The organism is Microbacterium sp. SORGH_AS_0862 (genome assembly GCF_030818795.1).
Lineage (GTDB): Bacteria > Actinomycetota > Actinomycetes > Actinomycetales > Microbacteriaceae > Microbacterium.
The window spans coordinates 3,131,677-3,153,153 of record NZ_JAUTAY010000001.1; the positions used below are offsets into that span (position 1 = coordinate 3,131,677).

The window sequence follows — 21,477 nt, forward strand, 5'->3', positions numbered from 1 at the left end:
GCGATCCTGGAACGATCCGCCCGTGCGGAACCGATTCGTCGCCATGGGCACACTGCTCGCTCTTCTGGCGCTCAGCGGGTGTGCCGGTCCGGCCGGGATCTCATCGGCCGGACAGCTCGCCTCGGGGGACCGGCGCCAGGTCTCCGAACCCGTCGCGCCCGTCCGAACCTGTGCGACGGTGTCAGCTCAACGCTCCCTGACCGGCGGTGCCGGCGACGACGCCGACGAGGCTGCACCGCCCGACACCTCACGTATCCAGCAGGCGCTCGACGATTGCGCCAGGACCGACGACTCGGTCGTGGCGGTCCGGCTGGCCGCATCCGACACACTGACCGACTTCCTGAGCGGTCCGTTGACCGTGCGCCAGGGTGAGGTGCTCCTCCTCGATCCGACGGTGACGCTCTACGCCTCGCGCAACCCCGCCGATTACCAGATCGCGGGTCGGGAGGCCTGCGGCACCGTCGGCCGGAGCGGCGGGGGGTGCGCTCCGTTGCTCACGCTCTCCGGCGCGCACACCGGGCTGGCCTCCGCACCCGATGGGGCAGGCCGCCAGGGCCGTATCGACGGACGCGGAGGGGCGACGATGCTCGGCACGCAGCAGAGCTGGTGGGACCTCGCTCAGTCGGCGAAGGGCCACGGGGTCCAGAACGTGCCACGTCTCGTGCAGGCGACGAAGGCCGATGACGTCACCGTGCACGATATCGATCTCATCGACGCCCCCGGCATCCACGTCTCTTTCCAGAACGCCGACGGACTCACCGTGTGGGGCGTGCGCATCCAGACGCCCGCCACCGCACGGAACACGGACGGCATCGACCCGGCCGGCGCGACGGACGTCACGATCGCGGACTCGTGGATCATGGACGGCGATGAGGGCATCGCCATCAAGGCCGGCTCGCAGCCGTCGGCGCACATCTCGATCCTCGGGAACCACCTCTTCGGGACCCACGGGATCTCGATCGGCAGCGAGACGACGGCCGGCGTGAGCGATGTGCTCGTCGCAGACGACACTGTCAGCGGCACCGACGCGCTCGGCACCGTCAGCGCGTCATCGACCGGCATCCGGATCAAGAGCTCGCCCAAGGTCGGCGGCATCGTGCAGCGGGTGACCTACCGAGACATCTGCGTCGACGCGGTCAAGGCACCGATCGACTTCGATCCGTTCTACGGCGGCTCGAACGGTCCGAACGTGCCGCGGTTCCAGGACATCGTCGTGCAGGGTCTGCGCGCGACGCACTCTCCGCACGGAGCGACCTCGGTGCTGAAGGGGGCCGACGTCGCGCATCCGCTGCGCCTGCGACTCGAGAACGTCGATGTGGACGCGCCAGCGGTGCAGGCCTCGGACGCGGACATCACCGCATCCGGGGTCGCTTTTCGGGGGAGAAGCACTGGACTCGAGCGGTTCTGACGTGCATGTCTCGGATGCGGACGCGCCCAGCCCTACCGACGCGACATCATGCGTCTTCCCCGACTACCCGTCGCTGTGACGGGCGGGCGAGTTCATTCCTTGGGCGGTGCGACGATCCGCGGTGTGGCGGGGTTCAGGAAGTCGCCGGTGCCGACGCGCGCGTGCCGCCGGGAGTAGGCGGAATAGATCGCGACGCCGAGGGCGAGCCAGATGAGGAAGCGCAGCCAGGTCTCGACCGAGAGGTTCAGCATGAGGTAGGTGCAGATCAGCGCCGAAAGGATGGGGAGCACGGGACTCCAGGGCACACGGAACCCGCGTTTCAGATCGGGACGTGTGCGACGAAGAACCACGACACCCACCGAGACCAGCACGAAGGCCGACAGCGTGCCGATGTTGACCATCTGCTCGAGGACGCCAACCGGGGTGACACCCGCGACGACGGCGACGACGATCGTCACCACGATCGAGATCACCCACGGGGTGCGCCAGCGCGGGTGCACGCGCGCCAGCTTCTGAGGGAGCAGACCGTCGCGCGACATCGCGAAGATGATGCGCGTCGCACCGATCAGCAGCGTCAGCACGACGGTGGTCAGGCCGGCGACCGCGCCGGCCGAGATGACCGTCGCCATCCATGACTGGCCGTGGTAGGCGAACGCGTTGGCAAGGGCCGCCGCGGGGTCGAGATCGCGGTAGGAGACCATGCCGGTGACCACGAGCGCCACGGCGCAATACAGGATGGTGCAGATGATGAGCGAGGCGATGATGCCGATCGGCATGTCACGCTGCGGACGCCGCGTCTCTTCGGCCGTCGTCGCGACGACGTCGAACCCGATGTAGGCGAAGAACACGAGGGCCGCACCGGCGAGGATGCCGCCGACGCCGAACGTGGCCGGCTCGATGCCGGACAGGAACTGCAGCAGCGGCTGCGTGAGTCCGGAGGTGGATGCGGTCGCCTCGGACGGTGGGACGAACGGTGCGTAGTTCGCGGGGTTCACGAACATGAGTCCGGCGACGATGACGAACAGCACGATGAAGAGCTTGACCGCGACGAGGACGAGATTGACGCGCAACGACTCCTTGATGCCGATCGTCATGAGTGCGCCGAGCACGAGGACGAGCAGGATCGCGGGGACGTCTACCGCGCCGCCGTACGACAGTTGCTCCGGCAGCACGATGCCGAGCTGCTCGAGGAAGGCACCGAGGTAGGCGCTCCATCCCTGCGCGACGACGCTCGCGCCGAGGAACATCTCGAGGATGAGGTCCCACCCGATGATCCAGGCGAAGAACTCGCCGAGCGACGCGTAGGAGAACGTGTAGGCCGAACCTGATACCGGCACCGTCGAGGCGAACTCGGCATAGCACATGGCCGCGAGGCCGCACGCGATCGCCGCGATCACGAAGCTGATGACGATGGACGGACCGGCGACCTCGTGCGCGGCGCGCCCCGTGAGCGTGAAGATTCCGGCGCCGATCACGACTCCCACGCCGAACACTGTGAGATCGAGCGCGCTGAGCGACTTCTTGAGGCGGAACTCCGGTTCCTCGGTATCGGCGATGGACTGCTCGACCGATTTCGTGCGGAGAAGACTCGGGACACACCGAATCGTCCTGCGGCGCGCGCGCTCGCGACGGGTATCCCGCAGGCGCGGCTCGTGTTCGTCGAGGGTGGGGGCCATGAGCTCAACATTCAGCGCCCGGACGAGTTCGCCGCCGCGCTCAACGCCTTCCTTCTCGAGTCGCGCTGATCGCTGACCCCGCGAGACTGCACATACGGCACGAGATCACTGTCATTACCCGTGACCTCGTGAGGGAGATGCAGTTTCGCGAGAAGTGCGCGTGGTGAGGGCGACATAGGCTGGCGGGATGGTCGATATCGAGATGCGGGCGCTCGATGGCGGGACGGTCGTCCTCGGCGACCCGCGCGGGCGATCCCGGCGGACCGTCGAGGTCGAGGCCTTCGAGATCGGCGTGTACCCCGTGACGGAGGAGGTGCTGGCGGAGCTTCTCGGCATTGAGGTGCGCCGTCTCCATGTGCCGGCCACCCACCTCAGCTGGTTGCGGGCGGTTCGTCTGTGCAACGCCGCATCCGAGTGGGAGGGACTCGATCCCGCCTATGGCTTCGACGGAGCGGAGGTCACCTGGCACCGGGACGCCGACGGGTACCGCCTGGCGACCGAGGCGGAGTGGGAGTACGCCTGCCGCGCCGGATCCACAGGTGCGCACTACGGCCCGCTGGCGGAGGTCGCGTGGACAGCGGCGGACGGAGTGGCTCGTGCTCAGCCGGTGGGCGGCAAGATGCCGAACCTCAACGGCCTCTTCGACACGCTCGGCAACGTGTGGGAGTGGTGCTGGGATCTGCTCGACCCCTCGGGAGAGGATGATCGTCGGGTGATCCGCGGCGGCAGCTTCGCGAGTGATGCGTTCAGTGCCCGAGCATCCACGCGTCGCGGCGCCCTGCCGGATGCGGGCGGAGACGACATCGGCATGCGTCTGGCCCGCGGTCCACAAGAGGCGTAGCGCGCCCTCCGCGACCCCCTACGCTGGGTCGGATGAGCGGCGAGGGGGACCCGGGGGAGCTCGCCCCGCGCGCGGACGGCGAAGAGCGATTCCCCGATGACCGTCCCCGGCCGACCCCGCTATGGGCGCTGCTGTCGCGGTGGCTGGTGCGGTGGGAGGGGTGGCTCCGCTCTCACGGCGGTCGGCCGCTTCGCATGGCGATCGGTGGCTTCTGGCTCGCGGTCACGGCGGTCGCCGCTTTCCTTCTGGTGGGGCCGGTCATCAACCCGCCGGTCGGGCTGGAGGAGATCACAGACTCCGCCAAGAACGCCACCGACACCTGGATCGCGCGGGACTTCGACGTCGACTACACGTTGACGCGCGACGATGAGGGCCGGCTGCAGGCGGAGGTCGTCGAGACGATCACGGCCTTCTTCCCCGATGACGTGGATGAGTCGGGCATCCGGCGCGTGCTGTCGACGCAGTACCAGGGACACGACCTCGGGCCGCGTGACGTCACGGCGTCGATCGACGGCGTCACGGTCGAGCCCCGCCTGCGGGAGCGAGGGGACCGGCTCACGTTCGTGCTCGACACCGGCGAACGGCTGAGCGGCGATCACGAGTTCGTGCTGCGCTACCGCATCCAGGACCTCGCCTACACCTCGACCGATGACGTCACGGACGACCCCGTCGATCTGCTGGAGTGGAGCGTGTTCGGGCCGGACTGGCCGCAGGGATTCGCGGCGCTCGACGTCAGTGTCACGGTGCCTGACGAGCTCGACGCGCTGCTCGTTCGTCAACCCTCCGGCGGTGTCGCGTGGACGCTCGTGAGCGGCACGGACTGGCTGGAGCCCGAGGAGAACTCGCCGCCGGGCCAGAAGGTGTACGGATTCACCGTGGACCAGAACGTCCCCCCGCACGCGGCCGCGTGGTTCCTGATGCTCTTCCCCGAGGGCACCTTCGCCATGCCGCCGCCCACCGGGCTGTTCCTGGTGCAGACCTTCGGTCCCCTCCTGCCGCTGGCGATCCTGCTGCTCACGCTGCCGTTCGCCATCGCCGCCCGCGCTGTGGCGTGGAGCGATGCCCGCGGTCGCCCCTGGTATGTCGCGCAGGACGACCCGCCCAAGGGTGTTTCCGTCGCACAGGCCGTCCAGATCGTGCGTCGGCCGCGCACCCGGGAGCTCGCGCTCGCCGTGGATGCGGTGAGCGGCACGCGGCGCTCCGCCCGACGCACGGCTCTGATCGCCGCGGGACGCGCGGCGCGGCGGACCGGTCGGGTGGGCGACCGGTTCCGGGCGCGCGCGGGGTACCTGCTCGACCGAGCCAGATCGCGACAGATCGCGGAGGGGTTCCGACGCATTCCGAGCGGCTTCGTCCGCGACTGGTTCATTGCAGCGCCGCTCGCGCTGACGGTCGTGCAGCTCGCCATCATCCGTCAGCTCTCGTACCAGGAGACGCTCGCCGTGATCTGGTGGCCCGGTGTGTTCGTCCTCGTGTCGCTCGCGGTGTCTGCCGTCGTGCTGTGGCTCGCCGTCTCCGCCCGCCCGCTGACCCGAAAGGGCGCTCTCGCGCGTCAGCATCTTGCGGGGATCGACGTCTACGCCCGACGCACGTCGATGCTGGAGCGCACCACGATCGACGACGCGTTGCTGCCTTACGCCGTCGTCGTCGCCGACCCTCGGGAGGCGGGGCGCCGTGTCTCGGCGCTCGTCGAGCGCGAGCTCGGCGGCGACGCAGAGCTGCGCTCATGGCGCACGACGGACTTCCTGTCGTGGCCCCGTCTGCTCGTGCGCGCCGCGGCTCTCGTGGTCGTCGCGGGTGCGGTCGTGCTCGTCGCCGTGCTGCCCAATCCCTACCTTCGACTCACGACGTACGACCGCTGGGACTTCGACGACCCGGGCACGCTTTACACGCGGGTCACCAGCGTGTCCGTCGAGGCGCGCCTCAGCGCTGACGGCGACAAGCCGCGTCTCGACGTGGTGCAGACCACCGTCGTCGACTTCGACGACGAATTCGGCCGCGTGCCGCAGTTCGCGACCCCGGTCCTCACCTCGGTCGAGGGGCAGGCTCTCGGTCTGGAGGTCGACGAGGTACGCGTCGACGACGAAGCGGTTCCTTTCCACCTGTCGATCCGTGACGACGCCGGCACCATCACGACAGCGATGACCGATGTGCGCAGCGGCCGGGCCCAGGTCGAGGTGCGCTACACGTACACCTCACCGGCCGTCGCGGGGGAGGCCTCGCGGGCGTCAGGCCGAGAAGGGGAGTCGGTCGACCGCATCCGGTGGGCGGCGCTGGTCGACGGGTGGGAGAGCGGATGGACGTACCCGTCCGAGCCCGATCCGGTCACGGTCTCGGTGCGCGTCGACGACGACGTGGCGCGGCAGGCCATCTCGGCCGGCTGGTTACGCGAGGACCCTGAGACATCCGAGAATGCGCGCGACTGGAGGGACTCGTCGTACGCTTTCGGCGCGCTCGAGAGCGAACTCGAACCGTCACCCAGCTCGGGGGAGAAAGCAGGAACGATCACGGAGTCGGACGATGCGTGGCCGGCCGGGCGCGTGCACTCCTTCGAGGTCACCCGCGGTGAGTACGGCTACCCGACGGACAGCCTCTACTCGGATCTGGGGGTGCTCATGGAGTTCCCCGCCGGAACGTGGGCGGGTCCCGATCCCGCCGCGCGTGACGCCAAGCAGTTCGCGTGGGCGCTTCCCACGATCATCGTGCTCTCGACGGCCTCCGTCGCGGTGATCCTGGGCCTGGCCGCGGTACTCGTCTGGCGCGTACGGGGAACCCGCCAGATGACACCCGGACTCGCCCGCGATGCCTTCTGGTGGCTCACTCCGGCGACTGCTCTGGGCGCCATCATCGTGGGTGTGTGGGCTACCGCCGACATCCCCGCCGATTGGCCCGAGGTCGCCCTGCAACTCCCCGCGTGCGGCCTTGCTCTGGTCGCCGCGATCGCCGCTGTCATCGCGGTGCGGCCCGTCGCGGCTCCCAAGCGACCCGACAACCGTGCCTGGATGCGGGCGCGCGACCCGCAGCGAGACGCCTGAGCTCTGCGGCTCAGTCGCGCATCGCGTTGCCGATGTAGGAGTACTTCACGAAGACCTCCGCGGCGATCCCGGCCTCCTCGAGCACGCCCTGTACGGCAGCGAGCATGTAACGCGAGTCCCAGCCCATGTAGAGGAAGGCGCCGTCGCCGAGCTCGTCCCACTGCCCGTTCCAGGCGCGGGTCTCGTACACCGGGCCGCCGCGTCGGGCGCTGAACGACAGGAGATCCTGGCGGGCGTCCGCCCAGAGCCTCTTGAAGACGCGGTTGAACAAAGACGCGATGTCGTAGATCTCCCAGTGCTCGCCGCGGTACTCCACGTACGACCACTCCTGCTGCCAGCCCGGTGGGAAGCCGCGGCGCTTCTTCGCATCGAGGATGGGGGTCAGATCATCGTCGTCGATGAGCACATCGGCTCGGCGGCGCCAGACGGTGAGGAACCGCTCGATGAGCTCGACGGTGCGCCGGGAGATCGCGGCCGTGTTCCATGCCTCGAGGTCGGCGACGGATGCGGTCAGCTCGATGGCGCTGCGGCGGTACAGGCCGCGCTTGTCCGGGAACGAACGGTCGAGCGCCCGCTCCGCGAGCGGCTCCTCGAGCAGGGTGAGGTTGCCCAGTGTCGTCGCGAGTGCGCGGTGACTGTTCTGCTCGTCCTCCGAGAACTCGCTCCAGGTGCGGACGCCGTCGCCGCTCCATCCGTCGCCCGGTGCGAGCGGAACGATGTGCTCGACGTCGAGATCCGCCGCGGAGTCGAGTCCCGCGAGGCGTGCCAGCACGTACGCCGGATGCGGCAGGGGAGTGAACTTGAGGGCGATCCGCATCCGCTCGTCGGAGGGCGTGATGCGCCCGAAGGCGTGGCTCAGCGCCTCGACCCCCTCGGCTCGTGCGCGGCAGAGGCGTGCGACGAGCCGGTCATTGGTGAGCCCGGCGACCAGTCGACGCAGCAGCAGCGCCTGCAGATCCTCCAGCGTGTCGATCAGTGCGTCGCGGTCGATGAAGCCCTGCTCGTGGTCACGGTACGCAGCCATGACGAGTGGGAAGGTGCCACGCCCGAACGTGCCGAGGAAGCGAAGCTGCGCGGCAACGCCTTCGTCGGGGGCGTGCGCGGGTTCGAGGAGCACGCGGTAGATCTCCGAGTACGCCTTCCACTCGCCCGCATCCCTCTCCAGTGTCTCGGCCGCGAGCACCGGGAACTCGCCGCGGAACGCGTCGTAGACGGCGCGCGTCGTGCCCCCCGTGAGCTCGCGTCCCGTGCGCATCACCAGGTAATGGCGCCAGAAGTCCGCGATGGCGTCGCCCGTGTTCTGCTCGATCGGCAGCCAGAACCGCTCTTCGATGTCGGTCTGCTCCGCGTGCGTGAGACCCATGAGGATGTAGTTGTGGATCAGCTCGTGATCCCGCAGGGGCTCACCCGTCGAGTTCAGGCTCTCGAAGATCTGCTGCGCGTTGGCATCGGCACCGAGCGCGATGGCGACGTGCTCGAGGCGCTGGAGCCCCCGCCAGATACGGGAGGCCTCCTCCGGGCGGATCTGGCTCCGGAAGAACGCATAGTTGTCGTCGAAGCGCGATGTGCGATCCGCGGCGTCGACTTCCCGTCGGTCGAGCACCACGCTCTCGAAGACATCCGCCCATGCCCGGTGGGGGCGCAGCTTCGTGCGGTGGGTCTCGCCGCCGCGCACGAGTACATTATGCAGGCGCTCTGCCAGCGCGGGGTCGGTGTCGCGCACGGTGTGCTCGAGAGCGGCGACCAGCAGCATGAGGGTCGTGATGCGCTGCTGGCCGTCGATCAGCACGAGCTCGACGTCGTCGGAGTCCCCGCCTCGAGACGACAGGATGGAGGCCAGGAAGTGGGTGTGCCCGGCCGGGAGATCGGCGACCTGGCGGACGTCGGCCAGCAGTTGCTCGCATCCGCCGATGTCCCAGCGGTACTGCCGTTGGTACACGGGCACGACGATGGCGAGGTCGGGATCGCTGAGCCAGGCGATCGTGTTGACGGCGGTCGCATCGACGTTGGTAGCGGTGGCCATGATCCTCGATCTCGTTGCGGGCTGAGCGCGTCGCGCGGGGCGACCAGACCACTCTAGGCCGGGGTCTCGGACCTCCCGGGTATTGCCGGGGAGCCCGAGTAGGCTGACCTTACCTGGGCCAGTAAAAACGCGCTGACCCCCCACCGAAAGGCATGATTCGTCATGGGTTACATCAAGTCCGCCGCTCTCGAGGAGACCGGCTACGTCGTCCTCGACAGCTACAACCAGGAGCTCGATCCCAAAGAGTGGCTCGACATCGAGTACAACGACTGGAAGTCCTCGGGCGACACCCGGTTCGCTCCTCTTGCCAGCGCCTTCGGCGAGATCGAGTGCAACGGATTCTGGAACCACAAGCCGCCGCGCACCGACAAGGACGGCGTCTGGATCGACTCGCAGGTCGAGAAGGCCCCGAACCTCGTGCGCCGCGCGCAGGAGCCCGGCGCGAACGTCGGCCGCTGCCGTGTCATCGAACTGCAGCCCACGCCCTACGGCGACTGCCTCTACAACCTGCACCAGGACGACAACAACCGCCTGAACCCGGACGGGACCGGCTGGGTCGTGCGCGGATTCTTCAACCTGACGGACGACAAGGACAGCTACTTCGTCCTGCGTGAGAACCGCACGGACCCCCGCGGCGAGGTGCGTATCGCGCTCCCTGCCGGCGCGCAGCTGATCATCGACACACAGCGCCTCTGGCACGCGGCCACCCACAACGGCACCGACCCGCGTTACTGCCTCATCACCTCGTGGACGTCGGGCCCCGAGCTCGACGCCTACATCGAGAAGTACCACGGTGTGAACCATGTCGAGAGCGTCGAGGTCCCGCAGGACGTGCTCGAGCACGGCTACGCCGAGCAGGCGCGCAAGGATGCGGCCCGCGCCGCCTACTACGCGGCGAAGGGGCAGGCGGCCGTCCAGGCCATGAGCGAGGCCTGAGACTCTTCCTCACAACGGTGGCCCGGTCCGCACGGCGGATCGGGCCACCGTTTCGCGTGCCGACCGCCGCGCGTCAAGAGGCGGTGCCCACAGGGGACGATCGCGCAGGATGAAGCGGAACGAGGGGGAGGGTATGCAATCGAGCGAGGTGGTCATCGACGCGCCCAGAGCGCGGGCGATGCGGAAGTGGATGATCGTCATGGTCGCCTGCGTGATCTTCGGCGGAGGTGCGTTGATCGTGGCGGCGATCCTGGCGCTGATGATCTCGTCCGCGGGACTGGGGGTGGTGCCTGCCGCGCTCATTCTTGCCTTCGGAGGCTTTCTGCTCTTCGTCGTCGCGATTGTGGCGTCGTTCGTGCGCGTCGACCTGCACTCGACCGACACGAAGGCGATCGAGTTCGCCGTCGCGAGTGCGGGGTACGGACAGGTCGATGCGCGACGTGTTCTGCGCGGAGACACCGTCGTCACCTCTTCCGGGCACTGGGCGCGGATGCGGTGCACATCGGACGGACAGCGCAGTTGGATGATCGTCACTCTGACGCCTGCAGGACCGCAGCTCATGTGACCGCATCGCGTGTGGTTTTTACCCGGCGCAACCGTTTCTTTGTGTGGCTTTGTGTTGTAATGTGTTGATCCTTCGAGGAGGATCATGTACGCAACGGAGCGCCAAGCGGCGATCGAGCGAATCTTGGACGCCGAGGGACGGCTGGTCGTCGTCGACCTCGCGGAGCGCTTCGACGTCACGACAGAGACCGTGCGACGCGACCTCGCGGCCCTGGAGCAGCGCGGCGTTCTGCAGCGTGTGCACGGCGGCGCCGTCGCTCAGGGCCGCTCCAGCACCCGCGAGACGTCGATCAGCGAACGTATCCAAGAACGCAGCGACGCGAAGGGTCGGATCGCCCGCGCAGCACTGAACCTGCTCGGAGACCGCTTCAGCGGATCCGTGCTGCTGGATGCCGGCTCCACGGTCGGCGCGCTCGCGCAGGAACTGCCGTCGCATCTGGCGACGCGGGGAGGTCGAGCGGATGTGGTCACCCACTCCTTCGCCCACGCACCTCTGCTGGCGGAACAGGACGGCATCGACCTCACGCTCGTGGGCGGTCGCGTGCGTCGCGTGACTGGAGCTGCGGTCGGGGCGACGACCGTCGCCGCCATCCAGAACCTGCGTCCCGACATCGCCTTCCTCGGGACCAACGGACTCTCCGCCGCGTTCGGCCTCAGCACCCCCGACCCGGAGGAGGCTGCGGTCAAACGCGCCGCCGTCGCGGCGGCACGCCGCATCGTCGTCCTCTGCGACGCGCAGAAGTTCGACCTCGAGCTCCTCGTGTCGTTCGCACCGCTCTCGGCTCTCGACGTGCTCGTGACCGATGCGGCTCCGCCCGCCGCGCTGGCGGAAGCGCTGGAGCGCGCCGACATCGAGGTGGTGCAGGCATGATCGTCACCGTCACCGCCAATCCCTCTTTCGACCGCGCGGTCTCGCTCGCCGGGCCGCTCGAGGTCGGCGAGGTGCAGAGCGCGCGCGGCGTCCGCGAGGATGCCGGCGGCAAGGGCGTGAACGTCTCCCGCGTCGTCGCCGCCGCGGGAGCGGCGACGCTCGCCGTGCTTCCGCTGGCCGACCAAGACCCGTACGCAGCGGCGCTCGCCCACACGGGCATCCCCGTCCGGTCCGTGCCCGTGCGCGGCCACGCCCGCGCGAACCTCACACTGGCCGACCCGTACGGCACGACGACGAAGATCAACCTGCCCGGCGCCGAGCTCGACGCGGCGGATGCGGACGCGCTCATCGACACGATCGTCGCGGCCACCGCGGGTGCCGACTGGCTCGTGCTCGCGGGATCCCTCCCGCCGGGGGCGGGCGACGACTTCTACGTGCGCGTGATCCTCGCCGTCCGTGCCGCCCATGGCGACGCGACGCCGCGCATCGCCGTCGACACCTCGGGCGCCGCACTCGCGGCGGCCGTGGCCGGGGCGCGCCCGGACCTCATCAAGCCCAACGAGCATGAACTCGCCGAGCTGACCGGTGCGCCCGCCGACACCCGCGACATCGACGGCATCATCGCGCTCGCGCAGGACCTCGTCGGGCCGCGCGTCGGCGCAGCGCTGGTGACGCTCGGTGCGGCGGGTGCCCTGCTGGTCACCGAGGACGGCGTCTGGGTGGGAACAGCTCCGCGCATCACGGCCGTCAGCACGGTGGGTGCGGGTGACAGCTCCCTCGCCGGATACCTGCTCGCCGATGTCGCCGGCGCCGAGCCCGACGAACGTCTGCGCATGGGGATGCGGTACGGCGCAGCCGCCGCATCCCTTCCCGGAACCCAACCCCCGACCCCGGCGGATCTTGTGACCGCCGAGATTCCCGTGCAGCGGATCATCCGCTGACGAACCCGACCACTGGAGGTCATCGTGTCCGACACCATCACACCGGAGCTCGTCGTCCTCGACGAGGATCTCGGCGCCGACAAGGCCGCCGTCATCCGGGCCCTTGCCGCGCGCGTGGTCGCCGCGGGTCGGGCCACGGATGCCGAGGCTCTCTTCGCCGACGCCTGGGCGCGCGAGGAGAAAGATGAGACCGGCCTGCCCGGCGGCATCGCGATCCCGCACGCGAAGAGCCCCGCCGTCTCGCAGGCCTCTCTCGCCTTCGCCAGGCTGAAGCCCGCGGTCGCGTTCGGCGCCGCCGACGGTCCGGCGGATCTCGTCTTCCTCATCGCTGCCCCCGCAGACGCCGCCGAGGAGCACCTCGCCGTGCTGTCCCGTCTGGCGCGAAGCCTCATGCAGGAGTCGTTCACGAGCGATCTGCGGCAGGCCGCCGATGCGGCCGCCGTCGTGTCCACCGTGCGTCAGGCGATCGGAGAGGAGCAGGCTGCAGCGCCCGCGGCGGCACCGACGGCGCCCGCCGCATCCGTCTCCACCGCGCTCGAGGTCGACGGCCGCCCCGCGCGTATCGTCGCCGTCACCGCCTGCGCGACCGGTATCGCGCACACCTTCATGGCCGCCGACGCGCTGACCGCGGCAGGCAAGGAGCAGGGGGTCGACCTCATCGTGGAGCCTCAGGGCTCCAGTGGCTACAAGGCACTCCCGCAGAGCGTGATCGACGACGCCGACGCGGTGATCTTCGCCGTCGACGTGGATGTGCGCGAGCCGCAGCGGTTCGCCGGCAAGCCGGTCGTGCGTTCGGGTGTGAAGCGCGGTATCGAACAGCCCGTCGCGCTCATCACCGAGGCGCTCGCGGCGGCGAAGGACCCGAGCGGTGCACGCGTCCCGGCTGCGTCCGGCGGCGCCTCTGCGGCGAGCAACGCTCCCGCACGGAACGAGCGATGGGGCGCCAAGATCCAGCGCATCCTCCTCACGGGTGTGAGCTACATGATCCCGTTCGTCGCCGGCGGCGGTCTGCTGATCGCGCTCGGCTTCCTCCTGGGCGGCTACCAGGTGACAGCCGACGCGGGCAAGGTGATCATCGACAACTCGCTGTGGAACCTGCCGACGGAGAACATCACGTCGCCGCTGGGCCCCATCGGTCAGTACCTCGGCTCCGTCGCCTTCATGATCGGTGCGACGTCGATGGGCTTCCTGGTATCGGCTCTGGCCGGCTACATCGCGTTCGCGATCGCGGACCGCCCCGGCATCGCACCCGGTTTCGTCGCGGGCGCGGTGGCGGTGCTCATGAACGCCGGCTTCATCGGTGGCATCATCGGCGGTCTGCTCGCCGGTTTCATCGCCTGGTGGCTCGGTCGCCTCAACCCGCCGCGCTGGCTGCGGGGTCTCATGCCGGTCGTGATCATCCCGCTGGTCGGCTCGATCATCGCCTCGGGGCTGATGATCCTCTTCCTGGGTCGCCCGATCGCGGCTCTCATGGACGCGCTGAACGTCGGGCTGACCGACCTCGCGGGCACCGGAGCGATCGTCGTCGTCGGCATCATCCTCGGCCTCATGATGTGCTTCGACCTCGGCGGCCCCGTCAACAAGGTCGCCTACGCCTTCGCCACGGCCGGTCTCGCCAGTGCGTCGACCGCCGACATCCACGCCGTGCCGTTCCTCATCATGGCGGCGGTCATGGCCGCGGGCATGGTCCCGCCGCTGGCGATGGCGCTGGCATCGACCGTCCTCGCTCGCGGCCTGTTCACGCCCGTGGAGAAGGAGAACGGCAAGGCGGCCTGGTTGCTGGGTGCCGCCTTCATCAGCGAGGGTGCCATCCCGTTCGCTGCGGCTGACCCGCTGCGTGTCATCCCCGCCAACCTCATCGGGGGCGCCGTCACCGGCGGACTGAGCATGGCGCTCGGGGTCTCGTCCCTGGCTCCCCACGGCGGCATCTTCGTGTTCTTCGCCATCGACCCGATCTGGGGCTTCCTGGTCGCGCTCGTCGCGGGGACCCTGGTGACCGCGCTGGCGGTCGTCGCGCTGAAGAAGTGGGTCGGACGCAAGGAACTCGCTCAGGCGCAAGCGGCTGCAGCACCCGTCGCGGCCTGAGAGCATAGAAGGGTAAGACGAGAGGAATCACTCATGGCAGAACGTCAGGCGACAATCGCCAGCAGCTCGGGCCTTCACGCCCGCCCCGCCAAGCTCTTCGTGCAGGCGGTGCAGGAGAAGAAGCTCCCCGTCACGATCGCCCTCGAGGGCGGCCCCGACCTGAACGCGGGAAGCATCCTGTCGATCATCGGTCTCGGTGCCTCGCACGGCAGTGTCGTGACCCTGAAGGCGGAGGGCGAGGGGGCCGAGCAGGCCCTCGACGAGCTCGTCACGCTGCTCGAGACGGACCTCGACGCCGAGTAAGGCGCCCTTCCGACGACGAAGGCGGATGCGGACACCCACGGGTGCCGCATCCGCCTTCGTCGTTCGTGCTCAGAGGTCGAGAGTGTCGCCCGGCTCGAGCACCACGAGGTCGCCGCCGTGCTGCTCTGCGGACCACTTCAGGCGGGCTCGCCCCATGTCCTTACCGGCGACCGAGAGGGTCATGTCGTGCGTGGCGAACACCTGGCGCGGCTTCACGGCGAGCACGAAGTCCATGGCGTCGCCGATCTTCAACCAAGGCGCGCCGACGGGGGCAGCGAGCACCGCCACGTCGTGGCCCTTGGGCAGCGCGTACGAGTCGCCCGGGTAGTAGAACGTGTCATCGACCAGGACGCCCACGTTGTCGATCACCGGGATGCTCTCGTGGATGATGGCGTGGCGCCCTCCGAAGAAACGGAGATGGAACGGCTCCACCTCGACCGTGTCACCGGGCGCGACGACGGTGATGTCGTACCCCGGCGCGGCGTTCTTCACGCCCTCGGGTGCGTAGATGGGCAGTTCGGGATTGGCGGCGAGGAGCCGGTCGATGTGATCCGCCGTCCAATGATCGGGATGCTCGTGGGTGATCACGAGTGCGGCGACGTTCGCGGTGTCGGGCAGGGGAGTCGTGAACGAACCGGGGTCGATGATGAGTTTGCGGCCCTGCTTCTCGAGGGTGAGGGCGGCATGCTCGTGCTTGGTGATTCGCATGACGCGAGTCAACTCTTCGGGGGTCGTCGAGGCAACCCGACACGGATCCCGGCCTCGATTTGGCGCAACGCGAAACCGCATGGCATACTTGAACGGTTGCCACGGCAGCGGCCCCATCGTATAGCGGCCTAGTACGCCGCCCTCTCACGGCGGTAACGCGGGTTCGAATCCCGCTGGGGTCACCAACAGAAAACCCCCGGTCATTCCGGGGGTTTTCTTGTTCCCTGGATGGCTCCCGCTTCGGTGATCTCCCTCTCGTGTAGTGCGCGCGGGTCACCGAAGCAATCCCCTCAGGTCGCGTCCGGTCACGGCGTACGGTGCCGACGTCCGAGACGATCGAGGGGAGCAGGATGTGGACGTGACCGAGAAGATCGGTGAGCTGGCGACGGCCGCGAGCATCCGCGTCGCGGCGGCAGAGTCGCTGACCGGCGGGCAGGTGTGCACGGCTCTCGGGGCGACGCCGGGCGCATCCGACTGGTTCGCCGGAGGGGTCGTCGCCTACACGATCGAGACGAAGAATCTCGTGCTCGGGGTGCCCGAAGACATCGACCCGTGTTCGGCGGAGTGCGCGCGGACGATGGCTGCGGGGGTGCGCGATGCGCTGGAGGTGGATGCGGCCGTCGCGACGACGGGCGTGGGCGGGCCCGATCCGCAGGACGGGCACGCGCCCGGAACCGTCTTCATCGGCTGGGCGCGGGGGCCGCATGCCGGAGCGCGCGAGTTCTCCTTCGAGGGGGACGACCCGGAGCGGATCGTCGAGGCGACCACGCACGCGGCGCTCGAGATGCTCGCCGAGGTACTGGAGGGCGCGTCAGACGTCGACGACAGCTGACGGCTCAGTGGTGCGGCACGACGGGGACGGTCCCGTCATCGCGCAGCAGGATCCCGTCCTGCACGGCACCGAGGGCCGGGGTCACCAGCACCGCGATGAGCGCGGCGGCGGCGAGCAGCTGGCCGACCCGCAGATGCTGCGCGGGGACGTTGCGACGCGTGGCTGCTGCCGCACAGGCTCCGAGCGCCACGCTGAGCGCGACGCACACCGCGACCCCCACGATGCTCGTGTGTGCGGGCTCGCTCGCCAGCAGCGACGTGGCGACGAGCACCGCGAGGAGGGTCCCCGCCGTGATCCAACGAGGAGCGAGGAGACGGCCGGCTCGGAGTGTCGCGATGCCCCATCCGAGTCCGCCGAGCCCGAGCGCAGCCGCACCGACGCCGAGGACTCGATTCGCCGACGTGGCGTCCGGGAGGACGACGGCGCCTGCACCGAGGGCTGCGAGCACGAGCGCTGCGCCCCACGCGAGCGCGGCCGGCCACGGGCCGGCGAGCAGTGCTGCCCGCCGGCCCGGAGCCTCGCTCGTGTGCTGAACGCTCATGCCGTGGCGACGCGGGCGCCGCGGTCGGCACCGACGCCGATGGCCAGCAGCACGACGGCGCTGCCGAGGTGCAGGAAGTGGTCGGGGACGTTGAGCGCCAAGATGTTGGCGGCGGTGCCCACGAGGAAGAACCCGGCCACGCCGAGGAGCAGGTAGGCCGCGCCGACGACGGTGTTCACCGTCTTGGCCGCCCGGACGTTCGCGAGACCCGCGACGAGCAGTGCCCCACCGATGAGGAGGTGGGCGACGTTGTGCAGCGGGTTCACGGCGAAGATTCCGAGGAGAAGCCCGCCCTCGGTGGCGAGGAACCCGACGCCACCGGTGACGGCGAAGCCGAGGAGGCCGACGAGGAGATAGATCGCGCCGAAGACGGTCGCGACGATGCGGTTCGGGGAAGAGCTCATGATGACCTCCGGTCTAGGGAGGACGCGACCGTGTGCCGCATCCATCACTTGTTCGTGACGGGGGCGAGAACGGATGGGAGCACTTTCAGGCTGCTCACAGAGATGGGGCGCCGCTCCAGAAGGAACGACGCTCCGAACTCGACCTGCGTCAGGTCGTGATGGCGAACATCGCATCCGTGGTGGGCAGACCGCTCGGCGACCCACCCGCGGCCTCCACGGTGACGGCGATCACGTCGCCGGGCTGGAACGCGCCGTCGAGCTCCGAGACGGCGTCGTCAGCCGAGAAGGTGCCGGCCGGAAGCGGGGCGCCGTCGCGGATGAACCACATCTCGAACGTCTTGTCCTCATCGAGCGTCGGCATCCCGTCCGTGACGAGCACCGCCCGTCCCGTGGATGCGGACCAATGCGCGGTTGCGGACGCGCCATCGTCGAGCGTGACGCTCGCCGACTGCGCGTCGGGGGCGTCCTGGATCTGCTCCAGGGCGACCTGAGCGCCGTCCTCGGGGGTCAGCAGTCGCCCGAGCGAGAGGCCGCCGATGCCGAGCGCGAGGATGAAAGCGAGAGAGGCCGCGAGCGCGAACCACATCCGTGAGCGGGGACGGCGCGGCGCCGGAGCGGGACGTGGCGCGGCGGGAGCGGTCGATCGAGGCGGGTCCTGCGGAAGCGCGGCGATCCGCGACAGCAATGCGTCGCGCACCTGCGGACGGGGTACCACGTCGCCCACGCCCTCGGCAAGAGCCGCTGCGGTGTCGAGTTCGGTGGCTACGATCGTGTCCCAGGCAGGATGGGCTGCGAGCAGCTCCTGGAAGCGCATCTCGTCTTCGGCGGCAAGAGCGTTCAGTGCATGGCCGGCCGCGAGGTCGCGGAACTCTTCTTCTTCGTCCATCACTGCACCCCCATCCTGGTTCGCAATCTGCTCAGTCCATCACGCATGCGTGTCTTCACGGTTCCCAGTGGCGCCCCGACGAGCGCGGCGATCTCGGTCTGAGAGTAACCGCCGTAGTAGGCGAGGACGATCGTCTCGCGCTGCGCTTCGGGTAGCCCGGCGAGCGCCTCGGAGACGCGCCCGCCCTCGATCTTCAGTTCCACCGTCTCGGCGACGCCGTCATATGCGACGTCGAGATCGCGAAGGCCGACGCGTGTATCACGATCAGCGCTGGCCTGCGACGCCCGCACGCGGTCGACGGCTCGGCGGTGCGCGATGGTGAGAACCCACGACCTTCCTTGTCCTCTGTTCGGAGCGAAGCGCGAAGCGGATTGCCAGATCTCGAGAAAGACCTCCTGCAGCACCTCCTCGCTCTGCGAAGGGTCGACGAGGACGCGACGGATGAGGCCGAACGCGCGCGGCGACAACATGTCGTACAGCTGCGCGAAGGCGTTCTGATCGCCCCCGGCGATCGCGGTCAGCAGCATCGCCACATGATCGATTCCCCCCGAGCCGTCCTCGGGAACCTCGACGCCGTCGATCACCACAGTCACCAGCATGCCTCATCGGGCACCATGACCCCGGGGGCGCGCGGTGAAGAGCGCTGCGTGATAGAGCTGCTCAGCCTGCCTCAGGCGGGTCCGTCGGTTGCAGTGGGACCGACGCGACGGGCTGGGCTCGGCGCGTGCGCCGGCGACGAACCACACGCCGCACGGCCCACACGACGACGCCGGCGACGGCGAGCACGGCGAGCCACGGCAGAAGAAAACCGAAACCGATGACGATCCCGTTCACGGTCGCGACAAGTCCCGCCCACCCGGCGGCGATTCCGTCGCCGAGGCCGGCAGGATCTGCGTGCGGCGCAGCGTCCCTCGGAGCGAGGCTGACGGTCAACGTCGACATCGCGACCTCATCCTCCAGCATCTTCAGCTGCTGTCGGTCCGCCTCCAACGCGGCCTGACGATCGGCGAGCGCGGACTCGGCGGCAATGAGGTCCGAGACGGAGCCCGACTGCGCGAGCAGTTCGGTGAGGCGCGCCACGGAGGTCTCCTGCGCTGCGATCCGTGCGCGCAGGTCGACAGCCTGATCGGTGACGTCGATGCGGTCCACGGATGACGCCGACACGGTTCCCAAGGCGCTGACCTGGTCGATCACGTCTTGCAGGCGCTCCGCGGGAACCCGCACCGTGATGGAACTCTGCGCGGGCACGGGGTACGCGATATCCGTTGCGGCCGGCGAGTCCGCCATGTTCGATGACGAGACATAGCCCTGCAGGCCCGTCACGATCGCGGTGATCTGCTGTTGGGTGTCCTTCGGGTCGTCGACCGTCATCTGCAGCCACCCCGTGGCGGACACCTCGCGACCCGCATCCGTCGCTGCGGACCGGCCGCCATCAGCGCCGGCGATGTCCTGCGCCGCGATGGCACCCTCCTGGGTCTGGACCCCGAGAGGTGGCGAGTCGGAGAGCGACACCGCGCTCGACACCTCCGATCCGCGTCCACCGAGGACGACGGGGGAGACGAGTGCCGCCAGCGCGACGACCGCGACACCTGCGGCGGCGACGGCCCACCCGCCGCGCCGTCGCGCCCGTCGGCGCATCCGGTCGAATTCGAGATCGCGATCGATGCCGCGCTCGATCCGGTCGATCTGCTCTGCGGTAGGTCCCTCCGGCAAGGAGCGTTCCTGCCCCCGGTCCCGGTCGTCGATCGTCATGATGCGTTCCCCTCCTGGACGGTGCCGCGCAGGCGGCTGCGGATGCGGGAGAGACGGTTACGGACGGCGCCGTGGGTGAGGCCCAGCTCGGTGGCCGCGGCCTCGTAGGCGTACCCGTGCGCGGTGCACAGGACGAAGAGCTCGCGATCGAGATCGTCGAGTCTTGCCACCTCTCGAGCGACGCGATCGGCCAGCTCGGAGTCGATGACCGCCTGTTCCACGTCGATCGGGGACGGCATGCGCTCGTCGAGCGTCGCGCCCACGTGGTCGCGTTCGCGGCGCAGCGCCCGCAGGCGGTTCGCGCACACCAGACGACAGATCGTCGCGAACCAGGGGAGAGCCGAGGCTCCCTCCAGCCGGAAGCCGCGAAGCTTCCGCCAGGCGGTCACGAATGTCTCCTGTGCCGCGTCCTCGGCGTCCGCGGTCGTCGGCAGCAGGATCGCCGCGATGCGGTAGACCGCGTCGATGTTGCCGCGATACAGCGCGCGGAAGGCCTCCTGGTCTCCGTGCGACGCGCGCGCGATCAGCTCCCCATCGCTGGTCATCGTGCCCCAATCCCTCAGCGCCGGACGCGCCGACGTCTTCTCTCACCCTCAGGTGTCCTCGGCCGCCCGATCGTCTCAGATCCGCATAAACTGTGGCGTCCGCCGATTCCGAAAGGCTCTCATGGGCTTCGAGATCCCGGTGTGGTTCCAGATCGTCGCGCTGATCGCGCTCGTTCTGATCCTGGCCGCCGACCTTCTCCTCATCCTCCGTCGACCCCACCTCCCCTCCGCCCGTGAGGCGACGCTGTGGGTCGTGTTCTACGTGTCGCTCGCGCTCGTCTTCGCCCTCATCCTGTTGTGGGTCTCCGGCAGTGCGGATGCGGCGGGGCAATTCGTGGCCGGGTGGTTGACGGAGTACAGCCTCTCGGTCGACAACCTGTTCGTCTTCGTCCTGCTCATGGGGCAGTTCGCCGTCCCGCGCAAGTACCAGCAGGAGGTGCTGATGGTGGGGATCATCATCGCCCTCGTGCTGCGAGGCATCTTCATCGCGTTCGGTGCCGTTCTGATCGACAACCTCTCGTGGATCTTCTACGTCTTCGGGCTCTTCCTGGTCTGGACGGCCTGGCGTCAGGCTTTCCCCGGCGACGACGAGCACGGCGAGCAGCGCGAGAACGCCGTCGTGCGGATGCTGCGGCGCTTCGTCCAGATCAGCGACCAGTACGAGGGGTCGAAGCTGCGCACGGTTGTCGGCGGCAAGAAGGTCTTCACCCCGATGCTGCTCGTGTTCGTGGCGATCGGCTTCACCGACCTCGTCTTCGCGATCGACTCGATCCCCGCGATCTTCGGCATCACGCAGAGCGCCTTCATCGTCTTCACCGCGAACATCTTCGCCCTCATGGGGCTGCGCCAGCTCTACTTCCTGCTCGGTGGACTGCTCGACCGTCTGCGTTACCTCCACTACGGGATCGCGTTCATCCTCGCCTTCATCGGCGTGAAGCTCTTCCTCCACGCGCTGCACGAGAACGAGCTGCCCTTCATCAACGGCGGTCACGGCGTCGAATGGGCGCCCGACATCTCCGCGTGGGTCTCGCTCATCGTGATCGTGGTCGCGATGGCGACCGCAACCATCGCGAGTCTCGTGGCCGCGCGCCGCGAGGCCGCATCCGTCGACGAGGGCTGAGCCGCC

The 21,477-nt window shown here is 69.1% G+C and carries 20 protein-coding genes and 1 tRNA gene; 12 read left to right on the plus strand and 9 right to left on the minus strand.

Annotated elements, in window-relative coordinates; translation table 11 throughout:
* Nucleotides 1–22 precede the first annotated feature (22 nt).
* Nucleotides 23–1,408, plus strand: coding sequence for a glycoside hydrolase family 28 protein (locus QE377_RS15390; RefSeq protein WP_307324941.1), 1,386 nt, complete (start codon nt 23–25; stop codon nt 1,406–1,408).
* Between the two features lie 92 nt (nt 1,409–1,500).
* Here QE377_RS15390 and QE377_RS15395 read toward each other — a convergent pair whose 3' ends face one another.
* Nucleotides 1,501–3,084 (minus strand): amino acid permease, encoded by a 1,584-nt coding sequence (locus QE377_RS15395; RefSeq protein ID WP_307324944.1) that lies wholly within the window; start codon nt 3,082–3,084, stop codon nt 1,501–1,503.
* 187 nt (nt 3,085–3,271) lie between these two features.
* Here QE377_RS15395 and QE377_RS15400 point away from each other — a divergent pair, with 187 nt between their 5' ends.
* On the plus strand, nt 3,272–3,925 hold the full coding sequence (locus QE377_RS15400; RefSeq protein WP_307324946.1) for an SUMF1/EgtB/PvdO family nonheme iron enzyme: 654 nt from the start codon (nt 3,272–3,274) through the stop codon (nt 3,923–3,925).
* Between the two features lie 32 nt (nt 3,926–3,957).
* On the plus strand, nt 3,958–6,960 hold the full coding sequence (locus QE377_RS15405; protein ID WP_307324950.1) for a DUF2207 domain-containing protein: 3,003 nt from the start codon (nt 3,958–3,960) through the stop codon (nt 6,958–6,960).
* A 10-nt stretch (nt 6,961–6,970) separates the two neighbouring features.
* Here QE377_RS15405 and QE377_RS15410 read toward each other — a convergent pair whose 3' ends face one another.
* A complete protein-coding gene (locus QE377_RS15410; RefSeq protein WP_307324953.1) occupies nt 6,971–8,983 on the minus strand; it encodes a DUF262 domain-containing protein in 2,013 nt (670 codons plus the stop codon).
* 162 nt (nt 8,984–9,145) lie between these two features.
* Between QE377_RS15410 and QE377_RS15415 the strand changes: the two genes are divergently transcribed.
* The 6 genes from QE377_RS15415 (at nt 9,146) to QE377_RS15440 (ending at nt 14,683) form a co-directional block, all read left to right on the plus strand.
* Nucleotides 9,146–9,919 (plus strand): hypothetical protein, encoded by a 774-nt coding sequence (locus tag QE377_RS15415; protein ID WP_307324956.1) that lies wholly within the window; start codon nt 9,146–9,148, stop codon nt 9,917–9,919.
* 133 nt (nt 9,920–10,052) lie between these two features.
* A complete protein-coding gene (locus QE377_RS15420; RefSeq protein WP_307324958.1) occupies nt 10,053–10,484 on the plus strand; it encodes a hypothetical protein in 432 nt (143 codons plus the stop codon).
* Nucleotides 10,485–10,568: 84 nt separating this feature from the next.
* Complete coding sequence (locus QE377_RS15425) at nt 10,569–11,354, plus strand: DeoR/GlpR family DNA-binding transcription regulator (protein WP_307324961.1); 786 nt, start codon at nt 10,569–10,571, stop codon at nt 11,352–11,354.
* Entirely contained in the window at nt 11,351–12,295 is a 945-nt protein-coding gene (locus tag QE377_RS15430) for a hexose kinase (protein ID WP_307324964.1), read from the plus strand. Before QE377_RS15425 ends, QE377_RS15430 begins: the two co-directional genes overlap by 4 nt.
* Before the next feature lie 24 nt (nt 12,296–12,319).
* Entirely contained in the window at nt 12,320–14,380 is a 2,061-nt protein-coding gene (locus QE377_RS15435) for a fructose-specific PTS transporter subunit EIIC (RefSeq protein ID WP_307324967.1), read from the plus strand.
* Nucleotides 14,381–14,413: 33 nt separating this feature from the next.
* Nucleotides 14,414–14,683 carry an HPr family phosphocarrier protein gene (locus QE377_RS15440; protein ID WP_274285521.1) on the plus strand — a complete coding sequence of 90 codons (270 nt, stop codon included), beginning with the start codon at nt 14,414–14,416 and terminating at the stop codon, nt 14,681–14,683.
* 69 nt (nt 14,684–14,752) lie between these two features.
* On the opposite strand, the gene QE377_RS15445 is transcribed toward QE377_RS15440, so the two are convergent.
* Nucleotides 14,753–15,391, minus strand: coding sequence for an MBL fold metallo-hydrolase (locus QE377_RS15445; protein ID WP_307324971.1), 639 nt, complete (start codon nt 15,389–15,391; stop codon nt 14,753–14,755).
* Nucleotides 15,392–15,500: 109 nt separating this feature from the next.
* On the opposite strand from QE377_RS15445, the gene QE377_RS15450 reads away from it, so the two are divergent.
* Nucleotides 15,501–15,576: transfer RNA gene (locus tag QE377_RS15450), tRNA-Glu, on the plus strand.
* A gap of 173 nt (nt 15,577–15,749) precedes the next feature.
* Nucleotides 15,750–16,223, plus strand: coding sequence for a CinA family protein (locus tag QE377_RS15455; RefSeq protein WP_307324974.1), 474 nt, complete (start codon nt 15,750–15,752; stop codon nt 16,221–16,223).
* Nucleotides 16,224–16,227: 4 nt separating this feature from the next.
* On the opposite strand, the gene QE377_RS15460 is transcribed toward QE377_RS15455, so the two are convergent.
* The 6 genes from QE377_RS15460 to QE377_RS15485 form a co-directional block, all read right to left on the minus strand.
* Nucleotides 16,228–16,764 carry a hypothetical protein gene (locus QE377_RS15460; RefSeq protein ID WP_307324977.1) on the minus strand — a complete coding sequence of 179 codons (537 nt, stop codon included), beginning with the start codon at nt 16,762–16,764 and terminating at the stop codon, nt 16,228–16,230.
* Nucleotides 16,761–17,168 carry a DUF4383 domain-containing protein gene (locus tag QE377_RS15465; RefSeq protein ID WP_307324980.1) on the minus strand — a complete coding sequence of 136 codons (408 nt, stop codon included), beginning with the start codon at nt 17,166–17,168 and terminating at the stop codon, nt 16,761–16,763. Before QE377_RS15465 ends, QE377_RS15460 begins: the two co-directional genes overlap by 4 nt.
* A gap of 148 nt (nt 17,169–17,316) precedes the next feature.
* Nucleotides 17,317–18,054, minus strand: a complete 738-nt coding sequence (locus tag QE377_RS15470; RefSeq protein ID WP_307324983.1) for an anti-sigma factor — start codon at nt 18,052–18,054, stop codon at nt 17,317–17,319.
* Complete coding sequence (sigK, locus tag QE377_RS15475; protein WP_307324986.1) at nt 18,054–18,653, minus strand: ECF RNA polymerase sigma factor SigK; 600 nt, start codon at nt 18,651–18,653, stop codon at nt 18,054–18,056. Before sigK ends, QE377_RS15470 begins: the two co-directional genes overlap by 1 nt.
* A gap of 61 nt (nt 18,654–18,714) precedes the next feature.
* A complete protein-coding gene (locus QE377_RS15480) occupies nt 18,715–19,806 on the minus strand; it encodes a DUF4349 domain-containing protein (RefSeq protein ID WP_307324988.1) in 1,092 nt (363 codons plus the stop codon).
* Nucleotides 19,803–20,351 (minus strand): RNA polymerase sigma factor, encoded by a 549-nt coding sequence (locus QE377_RS15485; protein WP_307324991.1) that lies wholly within the window; start codon nt 20,349–20,351, stop codon nt 19,803–19,805. The genes QE377_RS15480 and QE377_RS15485 overlap by 4 nt, the downstream gene beginning before the upstream one ends.
* 121 nt (nt 20,352–20,472) lie before the next feature.
* Between QE377_RS15485 and QE377_RS15490 the strand changes: the two genes are divergently transcribed.
* Nucleotides 20,473–21,471, plus strand: coding sequence for a TerC/Alx family metal homeostasis membrane protein (locus QE377_RS15490; protein WP_307324994.1), 999 nt, complete (start codon nt 20,473–20,475; stop codon nt 21,469–21,471).
* The last annotated feature ends 6 nt before the right edge of the window (nt 21,472–21,477 follow it).